Below are 14799 nucleotides of genomic sequence, written 5' to 3'. Positions count from 1 at the left end.
AGCAGAGCATGGCGCATTTCCTCTGTCGACGATTGACGCGGCTCTGGGCCAGACGTCGCCCGGGCACCATCAGTTGCCGCGAGGCGCGCCCGCCCTGGGCCATCGAGGAATCCCAATTCCTCGCCCTCTGCCAACGCTGCGGCAGCTGCTTCCAGGCCTGTCCAAGCGGCCTCATCAAGCCTGCCGCTGGCCCCGAGTACCAAAACAGCCCCATCGCCGGTACCCCGGTGCTGGATCTCGACTGTGGCCAGTGCAGCTATTGCGGCAGTTGCGCCAGAGCCTGCCCGAGCGGCGCCCTCGATCTGCGCTACGGCCGGCAGGTGCAGACCCGGGTCAGGATAGAAACCAACTGTCAGGCCAGGCAGGGGTTCTACTGCTTGCTGTGTGAGGATGCCTGTCCCCAGCAGGCCATCAAGGCCAGCCCGGACGGAGTCACGGTCAACATGGCAGCCTGCGATGGCTGCGGCGCCTGTGGCCTCGCCTGCCTCTATGGTGCCATCAGCCTGGTACGCCAGCCCTGACGCCCGCTGGCAGCGGATAGCAGAAGGGGCCCGCAGGCCCCCTCTTTATGCTGGACAACGGAGTTCAACTCACGACCAGGTGCTGCTCCTGCTCCATGCCGAGCAGGTGGCAGAGCCGGGTCGGATCGTTCACCACATCGGCGAGGGTGTACTCCCCCAGCACCTCGAGGAAGGCGTTCATCGCCTTGCGCAATATGCCCTGAATACGGCAGCCACCAGCCAAGCGGCAGTTATCCGTCTTGCAATAGGCGGGACAGAGGATGTTCTCCATGTCCATCACCACATCACGCAGGTTGATGGAGACTGCGGAGCGGCCGAGACGGATGCCCCCATGCTTGCCACGCACCGTCTCGATGTAACCCTTGATGCCAAGCTGGTGCACTATCTTGACCACGTGGTTGCGGGAGATGGCAAAGGTGTCGGCCACTTCAGTGATGGTCGAGAGCCGGTCCGTCGGCTGGAGCGCCAGAAAGGTCAAGGCGCGCAGGGCATAGTCGGTAAAACGTGTCAGTTGCATGGTGGTACTGCCTCTCACTACAGCCGGATTCGGACAAGAAGAGCCAAGGTTAAGAGCAGCGGTAGCGAGTGTCGATAAAGATGCACATAAATCGACACTTTCTTTGATTGAACGCAAACTTGCCGCCTTGTTGCACGCTTCTAGCCGGTTTGAGCGCGAACGGGCAGTTATGCCAAGGGGGCGAGAGGGCGGGATGGCGCCTCAGTGCCACCCTGCGGAAGGTGTCGCCATCAGTGCCCCTGTTCCAGCCAGGACTTGAGCGCCGCAGAGGGAATGGAGCTCTGACTGGCAACGGCAAAGGCGCCCCAATCCACGGCGCACTGCAATGCCGCCTCAATGGCCATGCCCCGCGCCAACCCATGAATGAGCCCGGCGGCGAAGGCATCCCCGGCGCCCGTGGTGTCCACCACAGAGACGGGCCGCGCCGCTACCCTGATCCGCTCCTCCCCATGGATGGCGACGGCCCCGGCCTTGCCCTCGGTCAGCACCAGCCATTGCAACTGCTCACCGGCCAGCGCCCGGGCATGAGCCCAGGGGTCAGCGATCTCCCCCAGATCCGAGCGCGAGGCCACCAGCAGGTGACAGGGCCTCAAGTGCTTGCCGCCCTTGGGATATTGCGCCACCACCAGGCAGTGGTCCTGCATCTGGCGCATATAGTCCGCCACCGCCCCTCCCGGATAGTTGACATAGAGGCAATCCACCCCCTGGCTTGGCAAGTTACCGGGCAGATCGGGACGCCGGGGCTGGCGCAAGATGGTGCGCTCGCCAGTGGAGTCCACCAGGATCAGCAACTCCCCGGTCTCACCGCCAAAGCGCTCCACATGGCTGCACTCCAGGCCATGGCTGCGCGCCTCGGCCAGCAACCAGTCCCCGGTGTCATCCAGGCCGATCCGCGAGGCGATGGCGACCTCATGCCCCGCCCACACCAGCCCTATGCCGGTGTTGGCGGCTCCGCCCCCCAGGCGCCGCCCCCGATCCAGATATTGCAAGCGGGCCCCCGCGACCAGAGGCTCGGAGAGGGATAACACATGGTCACAGTTGAGATTGGCGAGCAGCAGAATGCGGGACATGACGGATCCTCAGGCAGGGCGAGGGCCCATTATAAAGAGAAAGGGCCATGACGGCCCTCCCTGATACGCTGAGAATGTGAAGCCTGTCGCCCAGGTTCACTCCCCCCAATCACCCCAGCACAGTGGCCGCGCTGGCGTAGTCGTAACCGAGGGCCTCGGCCACCGCCTGCTGGGTCACCTTGCCCTTATAGACATTGAGTCCGGCCAGCAGATGCCTGTCCTCCCTGAGGGCCTGCTGGTAACCCTTGTCTGCCAGGGCCAGCACGAACGGCAACGTGGCATTGGTAAGGGCGAAGGTGGAGGTGCGCGCCACCCCGCCCGGCATGTTGGCCACGCAGTAGTGGATGATGCCATCGACCACATAGGTGGGGTCTTCATGGGTGGTTGGCCTGGAAGTCTCAAAGCAGCCTCCCTGATCGATGGCCACGTCCACCAGCACCGAGCCCTTGCGCATCAACCCCAGCATGGGGCGGGTCAGCAGCTTGGGCGCTGCCGCCCCCGGGATCAGCACGGCGCCGATCACCAGATCCGCCTGGGCGATGCAGGCCTCGATATTGGCCTTGGTCGAATAGAGGGTCTTGAGGGCCGGGCCATAGAGGCCATCGAGCTCCCGCAGTCTCGGCAGGGATCTGTCCAGGATGGTGACATCCGCCCCCAGACCCAGCGCCATGCGCGCCGAGTTGACCCCGACCACGCCACCGCCCAGCACCACCACCTTGGCAGGGGCCACCGCGGGGACGCCGCCGAGCAGGGTGCCATTGCCGCCCTGGGCCTTCTCCAGACTGTGAGCACCGGCCTGCACCGCCATGCGCCCCGCCACCTCGGACATGGGTGCCAGCAGTGGCAAGCCGCCGCGATCGTCGGTGACCGTCTCGTAGGCGATGGCGACCGCCCCCGAGTGAACCAATAACTGGGTCTGTACCGGATCCGGCGCCAGATGCAGATAGGTGAACAGCAATTGCCCCGGGCGCAGCAGCTCGCACTCCTCGGGCTGCGGCTCCTTCACCTTCACGACCATCTCGGCCCGGGCGAAGATCTCGGCGGCGCTGGCGACCAGTTCGGCCCCGGCAGCGCGGTACTCTTCGTCGGACAGACCGATGGCCTCGCCGCCCCGCACCTGCACCAGTACGGTATGACCTCGAGCCGTCAACTCCTGCACCCCCGAGGGGGTCATGCCAATCCGGTACTCGTGGTTTTTGATTTCCTTGGGTACACCAATGATCATCTCAATGCTCCTGCGTTCATCCCTGTATCCCGCCGGGGCCGCTTAGGGCCGACCCGGCAGTATCCCTAAAAATCGCAACAACCAACCCATCATGATGGTGGAATCCACCTCCTGCTCCAACGAGTCGAGGCAGGCCTGATAACGCTCAGGGGCCAGATGCGACTGCCGCTTCTCGATCAGTGCCCTGTCATAGTCAACCGGGAACTCCGGGTGACCCTGGATGGCGACGATGTGCTCCCCCTGACCGAACATGAAGTTCGGGCAAAAATCATTGCCTGCCAGCCGGCGTCCACCGGGGGGGAGCAGCGCCACCTGATCCTGATGACTCGCCAGGATGCGGATCTGATCGAGGGCGGGCTGCATCCAGGGCTCGCTCGCCAGCATGGCATTGGTGGCGACCCCCAGTCCCCAGCCTTTGTCGGACTTGACCACTTCGCCGCCCAGCGCCTGGGCGATCACCTGGTGGCCGAAGCAGACCCCGGCCAGCTTGGCCCGGGCCTCATCCGCCCGGCGCACCCACTCCCGCAATGCTTCCACCCAGGGGGCATCCCCATGGGCGTCATGGCGCGATCCCGTGATGAGCCAGGCATCGCACTCATCCAGATCCACCGGCAAGTCGCCATCCAGGGCCGACCAGACCCGAAATTCCAGATCCGGTGCCAAGGCCCTGAATCCCTCGATAAACATCCCGGAATAGACCCGGCCAAAACGAGCTTCGAACTCCGGATCCAGCCGATCACAATCGAGAATTCCCAGTCGCATCCTTTACTCCTTTATACGTCCATAGGGCGGGCCGACCCAAAGCGGCCCAGGGCCCTACTTCATGGTCGGCATGGCGAACTCGGCACCGGCCCGCAGGCTCTGGGGCCAACGGGCGGTCACCGTCTTCATCTTGGTGTAGAACCGCACCCCATCCGGCCCATGCATATTGAGCGGCCCGAAGATGGATCGCTTCCAGCCACCGAAGCTGTGGAACGCCATGGGCACGGGGATGGGGACGTTCACCCCTACCATACCGACCTGAACCCGCGTGGTGAAGTCCCGCGCCGTATCGCCGTCACCGGTAAAGATGGCGGTGCCGTTGCCGTACTCATGCTCATTGATGAGCTTGAGTGCCGTTTCATAGTCCGGGGCCCGCACTATGGCAAGCACCGGGCCGAAGATCTCCTCCCGGTAGATGCGCATCTCGGGGCCGACCCGATCGAACAGGCTGCCACCGATAAAGTAGCCCTGGCCATGACTCACCCCACGACCATCGACCCGCAGCAGGGCCCCCTCGGCCACCCCCTGATCCACGTAACCGCGCACCTTGGCCAGATGCTCGCGGCTGATGAGCGGCCCCATCTCACTCTCCGGGGTCATACCCACACCGGGACCCACCCGCAGTGCCTCGACGAGGGGCGCCAGCTTGGCCACCAGGGCATCGGCGGTCTCCTCTCCCACCACCACCGCCACCGAGATCGCCATGCAGCGCTCACCGGCCGCGCCATAGGCGGCGCCCATCAGGGCGGAGACCGCCTGTTCGAGATCCGCATCCGGCATCACCACCATGTGGTTCTTGGCGCCGCCCAGGGCCTGCACCCGCTTGCCATGGGCCGAGGCGGTGGCGTAGATGTATTCGGCGATGGGGGTGGAGCCGACGAAGGAGACGGCGGCCACCCGCGGGTCGGTCAGCAACACATCGACCACCTCCTTGTCGCCATTGACCACGTTGAGCACCCCGTCTGGCAGACCGGCCTGCTTGAGCAGCTCGGCCATGCGCAGGGCAAGAGAGGGATCCTTTTCGGACGGCTTGAGGATGAAGCTGTTGCCGCAGGCCAGGGCCACCGGGAACATCCACAGCGGCACCATGGCCGGGAAGTTGAACGGCGTGATGCCGGCGCAGACCCCGACCGGCTGCATCATGGAATAGCTGTCCACCCCGCGCCCCACATTGAGGGAGTGCTCCCCCTTGAGCAGATGGGGGATGCCGCAGGCGAACTCCACCACCTCCAGCCCCCGGGTCAGCTCCCCCTGAGCATCGGAGAATACCTTGCCGTGCTCGCGGCTGATGAGTGCGGCCAGCTCGTCCCTGTGCAACTCCATCAGCTCCTTGAAGCGAAACAGCACCCGGGCCCGCACCAGTGGCGGGGTCTGGGACCAACCGACGAAGGCCGCCTCGGCAATGGCGATGGCCTCACCACACTCGGCGGCGCTGCTGAGCGCGACCTGGCCCTGCTGCTGGCCGGTGGCCGGATTGAAGATAGGGGCGAAGCGTTCGCTGTGGCTGGCGCTGAGTTCGCCGTTGATGAAGTTGGTGACCCTGTATTCCATGCATCCTCCGTGATGGGTAATGACTCTCCCCTGCGCCCGACTTGGTCAGGACCCAGGGCACAGACCCGCCAATAGTGGGTCAGTGAATTCCGTACTATGGGTTGCTCACTCCTGGGCCTGCAGGACGTCCTGCAGCAGGGTAAAGAGGTCGTCTATCTCGCTGCGCTCGATGATGAGCGGTGGCGACAGGGCGATGATGTCGCCGGTGACCCGGATCAGGGCCCCCTTCTCGAAGCAACGCACGAACACCTCATAGGCGCGCTTGCCCGGCGCCCCCGCCATGGATTCCAGCTCGATACCCGCCACCAGACCGTAGTTGCGCACATCCTTGACATGCTTGCAGCCCTTCAGCGAATGCGCGGCCTCCTGCCAGTAATCGGCCAGCTCGGCGGCGCGGTGCAGCAGGTTCTCGTTGCGGTATATCTCGAGGGTCGCCAGACCGGCGGCGGCGGCCACCGGGTGGCCTGAGTAGGTGTAGCCGTGGAACAGCTCGATGGCCCCCTTGCCCGCGCCCATCATGTCGTCATAGATGTGGTTTTGTACCAGCACGGCGCCCATGGGGATGGCCCCATTGGTGAGCCCCTTGGCGCAGGTAATGAGGTCGGGGATGACGTCGAACTCCTGGGCGGCGAAGGGGGCGCCCAGGCGGCCAAATCCGGTGATCACCTCGTCGAAGATGAGCAGGATGCCGTGCTTGGTACAGATCTCCCGCAGCCGCTTGAGGTAGCCCTTGGGCGGCATGATGACACCGGTACTGCCGGCGATGGGTTCGACGATGACCGCGGCGATATTGCTGGCATCATGGAGGAAGACGATCTTCTCCAGCTCGTCGGCCAGGGTCAGATCTTCCTCGGGCAGCCCCTTGGTGAAGGCATTCTTGGCAATGTCGAGGGTGTGGGGCAGATGATCCACGCCGCCGAGCAGGGAGCCGAACCACTTGCGGTTGCCGGGGATGCCGCCGACCGAGATGCCGCCAAACCCCACCCCGTGATAACCGCGCTCACGGCCAATCAACCGGGTGCGGGTGCCCTGACCCCGGGCCCGCTGCCAGGCGAGCGCAATCTTCAGTGCCGTATCCACCGACTCTGAACCCGAGTTGGTGAAGAAGACATGGCCAAAACCCTGGGGGGCTATCTCCACCAGCTGGTTGGCGAGTTCAAACGGCAGGGGATGACCCATCTGGAATGTGGGCGCGAAGTCGAGATGGGAGATCTGCTGGGAGACCGCCTCGGCGATTTCCCGGCGACCGTGCCCTGCATTGCAACACCAGAGGCCGGCGGTGCCGTCCAGTATCTTGCGGCCATCCTCTGCGCGATAATACATGCCCTCGGCAGACTTGAGGATGCGCGGCGCCGCCTTGAACTGCTGATTGGCGGTGAAGGGCATCCAGAAGGCGGAGATATCCGCCGGCGTATTGATGTCACTGACAACTTTCATGGTCACCTCATCCTTAAGGTGTTTAGCTACTCTGGGTGAGCGCCTATTAAATTAAACACCTATATCCATAAAAAAGGGCGCTATGCTGCCCAGTGATGGTGTCACCCCGACCAGGGTGGTATAAGATATTTAACACAAATTCAATAATAGTAAACACTCGAGGAGAACAGAAGGATGGATATAGGTCAGCGCCTCAAGGCGGTCCGCACCAAGGCGGCCCTGTCCCAGCGTGAACTCGCCAAACGCTCGGGGGTGACCAATGGCTTTATCTCCCAGATAGAAAAGAATCAGGTCAGCCCCTCGGTCGCCTCCCTGCGCAAGGTGCTGGCAGGCATTCCCATGTCCCTCGCCAGCTTCTTCACCGACGAGACGGCCCTGGACTCCGAAGTGGTGTTTCGCGCCGCCGACATGCCGGATCTCGGCAGTCACCCCATCAGCTATCGTCTGGTCGGCCATAGCCGCGCCAACCGCGCCATTGGCATGCTGCAAGAGATATTGCCCCCTGGTGCCGACACCGGTGACGACATGCTCAGCCATGACGGGGAAGAGTGCGGCATCGTCATCCAGGGTCAGATTGAGGTGACCATAGGCGAGCAGATCCACCTGCTCGGTGCCGGTGACGGCTACTACTTCGACAGCCGCACCCCACACCGTTTTCGCAATGTCGATGAGCAGGAGTGTGTGCTGATTTCGGCCAATACCCCGCCCACCTTCTGACCCCTGCCCCGGGCCGGGGTGGGCCGCCATGCCGGGTGCCCGTCGACATCCCTGTTTAAGGAATTGTTACAATCTGGATTTACAGACGGCAAAATGTTTAGCATATTGATACGCGGACAACCTTTGCACGTTCAAGGAGCGAACATGAGTGACATGACCCTGGCCCAGTGGCAATACCGACAGGCCCAGCTGAACCTCCCCACCCAGGCGTTCATCGATGGCAGCTATCGTGATGCCGTCAATGGTGCCACCTTCGATTGCATCAACCCGGCCAATGGCCAACTGCTGGCAAAAGTTGCCGCCTGCGACGCCGCCGATGCCGAGCTGGCCGTCGCCGCCGCCCGCGCCGCCTTCAGCGACAAGCGCTGGGCGGGGCAATCCCCCAAGGAGCGCAAGCTGGTGATGCAGCGCTTCGCCGAGCTGATGCGGCTCAACAAGGTGGAGCTGGCCCTGCTGGAATCCCTGGACATGGGCAAGCCCATCATGGATGCCATGAATTACGATGCACCGGCCGCGGCCAACTGCATCGCCTGGAATGGGGAGGCCATCGACAAACTGTATGACGAGGTCGCCCCGGTCGAAGAGGGCGCCCTGGCCCTGATCACCCGGGAGCCGCTGGGCGTCGTCGCCGCCATCGTGCCCTGGAATTTCCCGCTGGTGATGGCGTGCTGGAAGCTGGGTCCGGCGCTCGCCACCGGCAACTCCGTCATCCTCAAGCCGTCCGAAAAATCCCCCCTCACCGCCCTGCGCATCGCCGGGATAGCCAAAGAAGCGGGCATTCCGGACGGCGTGTTCAATGTGTTGCCGGGCTTTGGTCATACCGTGGGTGAGGCGCTCGCCATGCACATGGACGTGGACTGCATCACCTTCACCGGCTCCACCAAAATCGGCAAGCATCTGGTGCAGTGCTCCGGCAAGTCGAACCTCAAGCGTGCCTTCATGGAGTGCGGCGGCAAGAGCCCCAACATCATCTTGGCGGATGCGCCGGATCTGGACGCCGCCGCATCGAGCGCCGCAGCCGCCATCTTTTACAACCAGGGGGAGGTGTGCACCGCCGCCTCCCGCTTGCTGGTGCAAAACAGCATCAAGGCCGAGTTCATCGAGCGGCTGCTGGCCCATGCCCGCGAGTGGGTCTCGGCAGATCCCCAGGATCCCAGCACCCGTATCGGCGCCATGGTCGACGGCATTCAGATGGAACAAGTGCTGCGCTATATCGACATCGGCAAGCAGGAGGGCGCCAAGCTGCTGCTCGGCGGTCAGCGCACGCTGGAGGAGAGCGGCGGCTTCTATATCGCCCCCACCATCTTCGACGAGGTGACGCCCCAGATGCGCATCTTCCGCGAGGAGATCTTCGGCCCAGTGCTCGCCATCACCGGCTTCGATACCCTCGAAGAGGCGATTGCACTCGGCAATGACACAGATTACGGCCTGGCCGCCGCCATCTGGACCGCGGATCTCAACAAGGCGATCAAGGGCTCTCGCGCCCTGCGCGCCGGGACCGTCTTCGTCAACAACTGGGACGGCGGTGATATGACGATGCCCTTTGGCGGCTTCAAACAGTCGGGCAATGGTCGTGACAAGTCACTGCACGCACTGGAAAAATACACCGAGCTCAAGAGCACCTGGATCCAGCTTGCTTGACGAGCAACCGCCTCCACAAGCCCCCTTCAGATTTGCTTCACATGTCACAGATTGACGCATGACTTAGCCCCCTCTCCATACCAAATGGGGAAGGGGGGCTTACCCCAGAGAACCCGGCTGAATTAGCCTAGTGGAGCCCAACTTCCCCACCACTGACAGGATGATTTCCACAACTCATTGCGCAAAAACATCAAGATCTTAAGTTCAAGTGATGTTTTACTGACCGGCTTCACATTAAAAGTGATCCGTTTTTGCACACACATGAAGGAAGACCCGCCGCCATGAAACAATGGTTAATCTGTCTACTGGTTGCGACCCAGGCGCTCTTGCTGCTGGCCGGTTGCGACAATACCTCCCATCCCCAGGATCCGGACCAACCGGTCAACCCTATCGTCAGCCTGCAAGTGACCCCGGCCAACCTGCAACTGCCCATAGGCCTGAGTCAGGATCTGGTGGCCACCGCCTTCTATGCTGACGGCAGCTCCCGCGATGTCTCGCAGCAGGCGCTGTGGAGCAGTGATGCTGAATCCCAGGTCTCCCTGGGTACTGCCACTGCCCAGGGAGAGCCCGTGACAGCCCTCGCCGAGGGTGAGGCCAGGGTCACCGCGCTGTTTGATGGCATGAGCGACGTCGCCACCATCAAGGTCACCAATGCCACCGTCACCGACCTGCGGGTCAGCCCGGCCAGCGCCGCTGTGCCCAAGGGCTTCAGCCAGCAGTTGCAGGCCATTGTGACCCTGTCCGATGGCAGCACCCTGGATGTGACCAATAACCCTGCCCTCAGCTGGAGCAGTGCAGATCCTGCCATCGCCACTGTCGACAGCCAGGGTCTGGCCCAGGCCATAGAGGCCGGTAACACCAGCATCAAGGCGAGCGGCTCGGCCAATGGGGTCAACTTCGAGGGGCAATCCGCCCTGACCGTCACCCATCACACCCTGACCAAACTGACCCTGACCCCGGCCAGCGCCACTCTCGCTGCTGGCTTCCAACTGCAACTGCAAGCCATCGCTACCTTCTCCGATGGCAGCACCCTGGATGTGACAGATAACTCGGCCCTTAGCTGGGCCAGCGCGGATCCGGCCATCGCTACCGTCACCGATCTGGGTCTGGCCCAGGGCGTCAGCGCCGGTGCCACCGAGCTTCAGGCCAGCGGCAGCGTCAATGGTGCCAGCTTCAGTGCCACTAGCGCCCTGACGGTCACCAATGCCACTCTGGCCGACATAGTGATCACCCCCAAGGTCAGCAAAGTCACCCTGGGGGAAAGCCAGCAATACCAGGCCCTCGGCAGCTTCAGCGATGGCCATCAGCAAGACCTGAGTCACCAAGTGCAATGGCACAGCGCGGATGAGACGGTGGCAACCATGGGGCTCACGGGCCGGGCCCATACCCATGCCACCGGTACGACCCAGATCACGGCGAGCCGCGCCGGTGTCACCAGCAACAGCGCCGAGCTAGCTGCCATCAACACCCAGGTCACGACCTGGGGGGGCGAATTCTTCGGGGCGGACAGCAGCGCCGTGCAGCCCCTCACCCAGGTCAGCAGCCTGGTGACCACCCCTTACAACAACGCCAGCGCCTTCGCCGCCCTCAAGAGCGACGGTACTGTCGTGACCTGGGGTTATGGCCCCTATGGCGGCGACAGCAGCGCGGTCCAGGATCAGCTGGTCGGCGTCACCGCCGTCACTCCAGCCGACCTCGCCTTTGCCGCCCTGCGCAGCGATGGCTCCGTAGTCAGCTGGGGGGATGCCGCAAATGGAGGTGACAGCAGCGCCGTGCAGGACAAGCTCAGCCAGGTCAGCGAGATTTTTGCCAACCCAAGCGCCTTTGCCGCCCTCAAGCAGGATGGCACCCTGGTCACCTGGGGCAATCAAAGCAGTGGCGGCGACAGCTCGGCCGTGCAGGCCGAGCTTACCCAGGTTGCCACTATCGAGGGCAATAACAGCGCCTTCGCCGCCCTCAAGCAGGATGGCACTGTCGTTACCTGGGGCAATTTAACCAATGGGGGCAATAGCAATGCGGTGCAGGCCCAGCTGATCGATGTCAAAACCCTCTTCCACGGCGCCTTCACCTTCGCAGCCCTCAGGCAGGATGGCACTGTGGTCACCTGGGGCGACGCCGCCAGTGGCGGCGACAGCAGCGCCGTGCAGAGCCAGCTCACCGATGTGACCGACATTGTGAGCACAGGAAGCGCCTACGCAGCCCTCAAGCAGGATGGCAGCGTGGTCAGCTGGGGCGATGCCACCAAGGGCGGCGACAGCAGCGCCGCCCAGGCTCAGCTCATCGATGTCAAACAGATAGTTGCAAACGACAACGCCTTCGCCGCCCTCAAGCAGGATGGCACCCTCGTCACCTGGGGCGATGCCGCCAAGGGCGGTGACAGCAGCGCCGTGCAGAGTCAACTCACCGTTGTGAGCGCTGTCTCGGCGACCGATACCGCCTTCGCTGCCCTCAAGCAGGATGGCACTGTCGTCACCTGGGGCAATCAAAGCAGTGGCGGCGACAGCAGCGCCGTGCAGAGTCAGTTGCTCGACGTGGCCACCATCTACGCCACCGGCACAGCCTTTGCCGCCGTCACCAGCGACGGCCATGTGGTCAGCTGGGGGGATGCCGCCAATGGTGGCGACAGCAGTGCCGTGCAATCCGCGCTCAGCCGGGTACAGAGCATAGTGCCAAACAACGGTGCCTTTGCCGCCATCAGCGAGCGTCCCTGAACTCAGGGATAGCAAACCTTCTAGGATGCAAGCGGGGCCAGTGGCCCCGCTTTTTATGACGCCAGCAAAGTTGCTTTCCCGGCAGGGGCCCCCTCTTGGCCATGCTTCCAACACACTCGGCGCCCGACCCCCTCGAGCGCGCCACGGCACGGCCAGCCGAGTCGGGGGTGATAGAGAGCCGGGGGTGATGGAGAGCCCGGGGCAAGGTCGAAGAGAGAAGAGAACAGCCGGGCCGCACCCTGTTTAAACGGTGTTAGCCAGGCTGCCATGGCGCAGAGGCAGATCCGGTCGAGGCGATGAGAGGATGAAAGATGCCTCATCAGAATGAGCGCTTCTCTCGGGCGTCCTAATTGATATACTCCTCAGCCAAGCACCATCTCAGCCATAGATATCAAGATGTTATTTCTCGTGGGCAGCGTACTGCTGCTGGTAATAGGGCTGCCACTGCTGTTTTTCCTGCTGGGTCAGGGGGAGGCCTATGTGACATGGGGCCCCTGGATCTCGGCCCTGGTGCTCATGCTGTGGTTGCTATTGGATATCGACAAGATCCGCCGCGGCAGAGGCTAAGCAGATAAACCCGGCCAGCATGGCCACTCATGCCGTGCTGTGATGACGGCTGAATATCGCCAAGATCCGCCAGGGTGGATGCGAATAGCCAGATACTCCGCTGTAAGATGCATGTTAATCACTATTTAATCGCTTCTTTCCCGCCCCGAGGATGGCTAAACTGATCGTTTGGCGGTGTCAGTCACATCGCTCCTTCGTCAAGGTCAGCCAGATGCCAGAACAGATCCAGCGCCAGGGGGTCATCTATGCCCTGTGTGCTTATACCCTTTGGGGCATAGCCCCCATCTATTTCAAGTTGATCGCCGAGGTCCCCGCCGCCGAGATCCTCACCCACCGCATCATCTGGTCGTGCGCCCTGCTGGCGGTGCTGGTCCTGCTCACCCGCCAATGGCCCAAGGTGCGTGCCGTGCTGCGCAGGCCCAAGGTGCTGATGACCCTGGCACTGACCGGGGCCGTGGTAGGCGGCAACTGGCTGCTGTTTATCTGGGCCATCAACAACGGTCACATGCTCGATGCCAGTCTGGGTTACTACATCAACCCGCTGTTCAACGTGCTGCTCGGCATGGTGTTCCTCGGTGAGAAGCTGCGCCGCCTGCAGTGGTGGGCCGTGGGGCTCGCCTTCATCGGCGTGGCCGTGCAGTTAATCGCCTTCGGCTCCCTGCCCTGGATTGCCCTGGTGCTGGCCAGTTCGTTCGCCTTCTATGGTCTGGTGCGCAAGAAGCTGGCGCTGGATGCCCTCACCGGCCTGCTGCTGGAGACGCTGATCCTGCTGCCGCCCGCCGCCATCTATCTGTGGGGCATCGCCGACAGCCCGACCAGCCATATGACGGACAACAGCCTCTATCTCAACCTGATGCTGATTGCCGCAGGCGCCGTCACCACAGCCCCCCTGCTCTGCTTCACCGCCGCCGCGACCCGGCTCAAGTTCTCCACCCTGGGCTTCTTCCAGTACATAGGGCCCAGCCTGATGTTTATCCTGGCGGTCACCCTGTACGGCGAGGCACTGCGCACCGACAAGCTGATCACCTTCGCCTGCATCTGGAGTGCGCTGGTGCTGTTCAGCCTGGATGGTCTGCGCAGCAGCAGACGGCCACCCCAACCTGCGGTTCGATAGCAGACCGGATGACCCTCATCTCTCAAACACCCGGCCCCCGCCGGGTGTTTGCCATCAGCCCCGAACCGGTATTGGCCACCCAACATCGGCCGACAGCAATAATCTACAAGCGCCCGTCGCCAATCTGGGGTATTGGTAAGGGATGAAACACGCCGCCCCCATTCACTACTGGCAGTCCCCCCATCTGCCGGGCCTGGAACTCTCTCACTCCCATCACCGGGAGTTCAGCTATGGCCGCCATGTGCACCTGGACTACCACATCGGTCTGGTGCAGCGGGGTGGCCAGAAGTTCATTCACAAGGGAAGCAGCCATGCCCTGGTGCGCGGCGAGCTCTCCACCGTCAATCCCGACGAGATGCACGACGGCCTGAGCCTGCTGCCGGAGGGGTACGAGGTACGGGTCTTCTCCATCGATCCGCACCAACTGGCAACCTGGCTGCCCGGTGGCGAGCACTTTTTCGACCGGGGCCTGCAACGGCGCCCGGATCTCTATACCGGCTTCGCCCGTCTGCACATGTACCTGGAAGATCCCAAGGTCGATGGCCTGCTGGCCGAGAGCGAACTGCTGGCCCTGCTCGGCGAGCTGCTGCAGCTGGCGCCGAGCGAGCACAAGCTGGCGGATCCCCAGCTCAGGTTCCTGCGCGGCCATCTGCTGGATCGCCTCGATGAGCGCCACAGCCTGGAGGATCTCGCCGCCCTGTTCGGCCTGGATCGTTTCGCCTTCTTGCGCCAATTCAAGAAGAAGACTGGCATGACCCCCTACGCCTGGCTCAAGCGGCTACGGCTCGAGCGCAGCAAGGCCCTGCTCGCCCGGGGCATGGCGGTGAGCGAGGTGGCACTGACGGTGGGCTTCTTCGATCAGAGCCACTTCCACCACGGCTTTCGTCAGGCATTCGGGCTGACCCCGGCCGACTACCGCCAGCAGATGCAATCTTTTACAAGCCATCCGCCCCCCTAGGCTGGCAA

13 protein-coding genes are annotated in these 14799 nt (G+C 63.2%); 7 read left to right on the top strand and 6 right to left on the bottom strand.

The window, feature by feature from the left end; translation table 11 throughout:
- Window positions 1-8: 8 nt before the first annotated feature.
- Window positions 9-521, top strand: coding sequence for a ferredoxin-type protein NapF (locus KYK33_RS00780; protein ID WP_224431737.1), 513 nt, complete (start codon window positions 9-11; stop codon window positions 519-521).
- A gap of 64 nt (window positions 522-585) precedes the next feature.
- Here KYK33_RS00780 and KYK33_RS00775 read toward each other — a convergent pair whose 3' ends face one another.
- From KYK33_RS00775 to KYK33_RS00750, 6 genes are all read right to left on the bottom strand, one after another.
- The gene (locus KYK33_RS00775) at window positions 586-1038 is read right to left on the bottom strand and encodes an Rrf2 family transcriptional regulator (RefSeq protein WP_042039903.1); all 453 of its coding nucleotides are present in this window, start codon (window positions 1036-1038) and stop codon (window positions 586-588) included.
- A 230-nt stretch (window positions 1039-1268) separates the two neighbouring features.
- Window positions 1269-2108, bottom strand: coding sequence for a PfkB family carbohydrate kinase (locus tag KYK33_RS00770; RefSeq protein ID WP_224431736.1), 840 nt, complete (start codon window positions 2106-2108; stop codon window positions 1269-1271).
- Window positions 2109-2217: 109 nt separating this feature from the next.
- Window positions 2218-3333 (bottom strand): alanine dehydrogenase, encoded by a 1116-nt coding sequence (ald, locus tag KYK33_RS00765; protein ID WP_224431735.1) that lies wholly within the window; start codon window positions 3331-3333, stop codon window positions 2218-2220.
- A gap of 42 nt (window positions 3334-3375) precedes the next feature.
- The gene (locus tag KYK33_RS00760; protein ID WP_224431734.1) at window positions 3376-4095 is read right to left on the bottom strand and encodes a glutamine amidotransferase-related protein; all 720 of its coding nucleotides are present in this window, start codon (window positions 4093-4095) and stop codon (window positions 3376-3378) included.
- Window positions 4096-4149: 54 nt separating this feature from the next.
- Entirely contained in the window at window positions 4150-5646 is a 1497-nt protein-coding gene (locus tag KYK33_RS00755) for a CoA-acylating methylmalonate-semialdehyde dehydrogenase (protein ID WP_224431733.1), read from the bottom strand.
- 105 nt (window positions 5647-5751) lie between these two features.
- Window positions 5752-7083: an aspartate aminotransferase family protein gene (locus tag KYK33_RS00750; RefSeq protein ID WP_224431732.1), complete on the bottom strand. Its 1332-nt coding sequence runs from the start codon at window positions 7081-7083 to the stop codon at window positions 5752-5754.
- 174 nt (window positions 7084-7257) lie between these two features.
- Between KYK33_RS00750 and KYK33_RS00745 the strand changes: the two genes are divergently transcribed.
- From KYK33_RS00745 to KYK33_RS00720, 6 genes are all read left to right on the top strand, one after another.
- On the top strand, window positions 7258-7800 hold the full coding sequence (locus KYK33_RS00745; protein WP_042039896.1) for a cupin domain-containing protein: 543 nt from the start codon (window positions 7258-7260) through the stop codon (window positions 7798-7800).
- A 144-nt stretch (window positions 7801-7944) separates the two neighbouring features.
- Window positions 7945-9441 (top strand): aldehyde dehydrogenase, encoded by a 1497-nt coding sequence (locus KYK33_RS00740; protein WP_224431731.1) that lies wholly within the window; start codon window positions 7945-7947, stop codon window positions 9439-9441.
- A gap of 281 nt (window positions 9442-9722) precedes the next feature.
- A complete protein-coding gene (locus KYK33_RS00735; protein ID WP_224431730.1) occupies window positions 9723-12152 on the top strand; it encodes an Ig-like domain-containing protein in 2430 nt (809 codons plus the stop codon).
- Window positions 12153-12548: 396 nt separating this feature from the next.
- Window positions 12549-12719, top strand: coding sequence for a hypothetical protein (locus KYK33_RS00730; RefSeq protein ID WP_198135210.1), 171 nt, complete (start codon window positions 12549-12551; stop codon window positions 12717-12719).
- 211 nt (window positions 12720-12930) lie between these two features.
- Entirely contained in the window at window positions 12931-13833 is a 903-nt protein-coding gene (gene rarD / locus KYK33_RS00725) for an EamA family transporter RarD (protein WP_224431729.1), read from the top strand.
- A 142-nt stretch (window positions 13834-13975) separates the two neighbouring features.
- Entirely contained in the window at window positions 13976-14791 is an 816-nt protein-coding gene (locus KYK33_RS00720; RefSeq protein WP_224431728.1) for an AraC family transcriptional regulator, read from the top strand.
- Window positions 14792-14799: the final 8 nt, after the last annotated feature.

The sequence above is a fragment of the Aeromonas rivuli genome (assembly GCF_020149575.1).
Taxonomy (GTDB): Bacteria; Pseudomonadota; Gammaproteobacteria; order Enterobacterales; family Aeromonadaceae; genus Aeromonas; species Aeromonas rivuli.
Note: the sequence above shows the minus strand (reverse complement) of the source record. Positions and strands in the feature narration are given on the sequence as shown.

Coding starts and splice junctions, on each gene's coding strand:
- KYK33_RS00780 (WP_224431737.1), top strand. CDS start 9: ATGGCGCATTTCCTCTGTCGACGATTGACGCGGCTCTGGGCCAGACGT.
- KYK33_RS00775 (WP_042039903.1), bottom strand. CDS start 1,038: ATGCAACTGACACGTTTTACCGACTATGCCCTGCGCGCCTTGACCTTT.
- KYK33_RS00770 (WP_224431736.1), bottom strand. CDS start 2,108: ATGTCCCGCATTCTGCTGCTCGCCAATCTCAACTGTGACCATGTGTTA.
- ald (WP_224431735.1), bottom strand. CDS start 3,333: ATGATCATTGGTGTACCCAAGGAAATCAAAAACCACGAGTACCGGATT.
- KYK33_RS00760 (WP_224431734.1), bottom strand. CDS start 4,095: ATGCGACTGGGAATTCTCGATTGTGATCGGCTGGATCCGGAGTTCGAA.
- KYK33_RS00755 (WP_224431733.1), bottom strand. CDS start 5,646: ATGGAATACAGGGTCACCAACTTCATCAACGGCGAACTCAGCGCCAGC.
- KYK33_RS00750 (WP_224431732.1), bottom strand. CDS start 7,083: ATGAAAGTTGTCAGTGACATCAATACGCCGGCGGATATCTCCGCCTTC.
- KYK33_RS00745 (WP_042039896.1), top strand. CDS start 7,258: ATGGATATAGGTCAGCGCCTCAAGGCGGTCCGCACCAAGGCGGCCCTG.
- KYK33_RS00740 (WP_224431731.1), top strand. CDS start 7,945: ATGAGTGACATGACCCTGGCCCAGTGGCAATACCGACAGGCCCAGCTG.
- KYK33_RS00735 (WP_224431730.1), top strand. CDS start 9,723: ATGAAACAATGGTTAATCTGTCTACTGGTTGCGACCCAGGCGCTCTTG.
- KYK33_RS00730 (WP_198135210.1), top strand. CDS start 12,549: ATGTTATTTCTCGTGGGCAGCGTACTGCTGCTGGTAATAGGGCTGCCA.
- rarD (WP_224431729.1), top strand. CDS start 12,931: ATGCCAGAACAGATCCAGCGCCAGGGGGTCATCTATGCCCTGTGTGCT.
- KYK33_RS00720 (WP_224431728.1), top strand. CDS start 13,976: ATGAAACACGCCGCCCCCATTCACTACTGGCAGTCCCCCCATCTGCCG.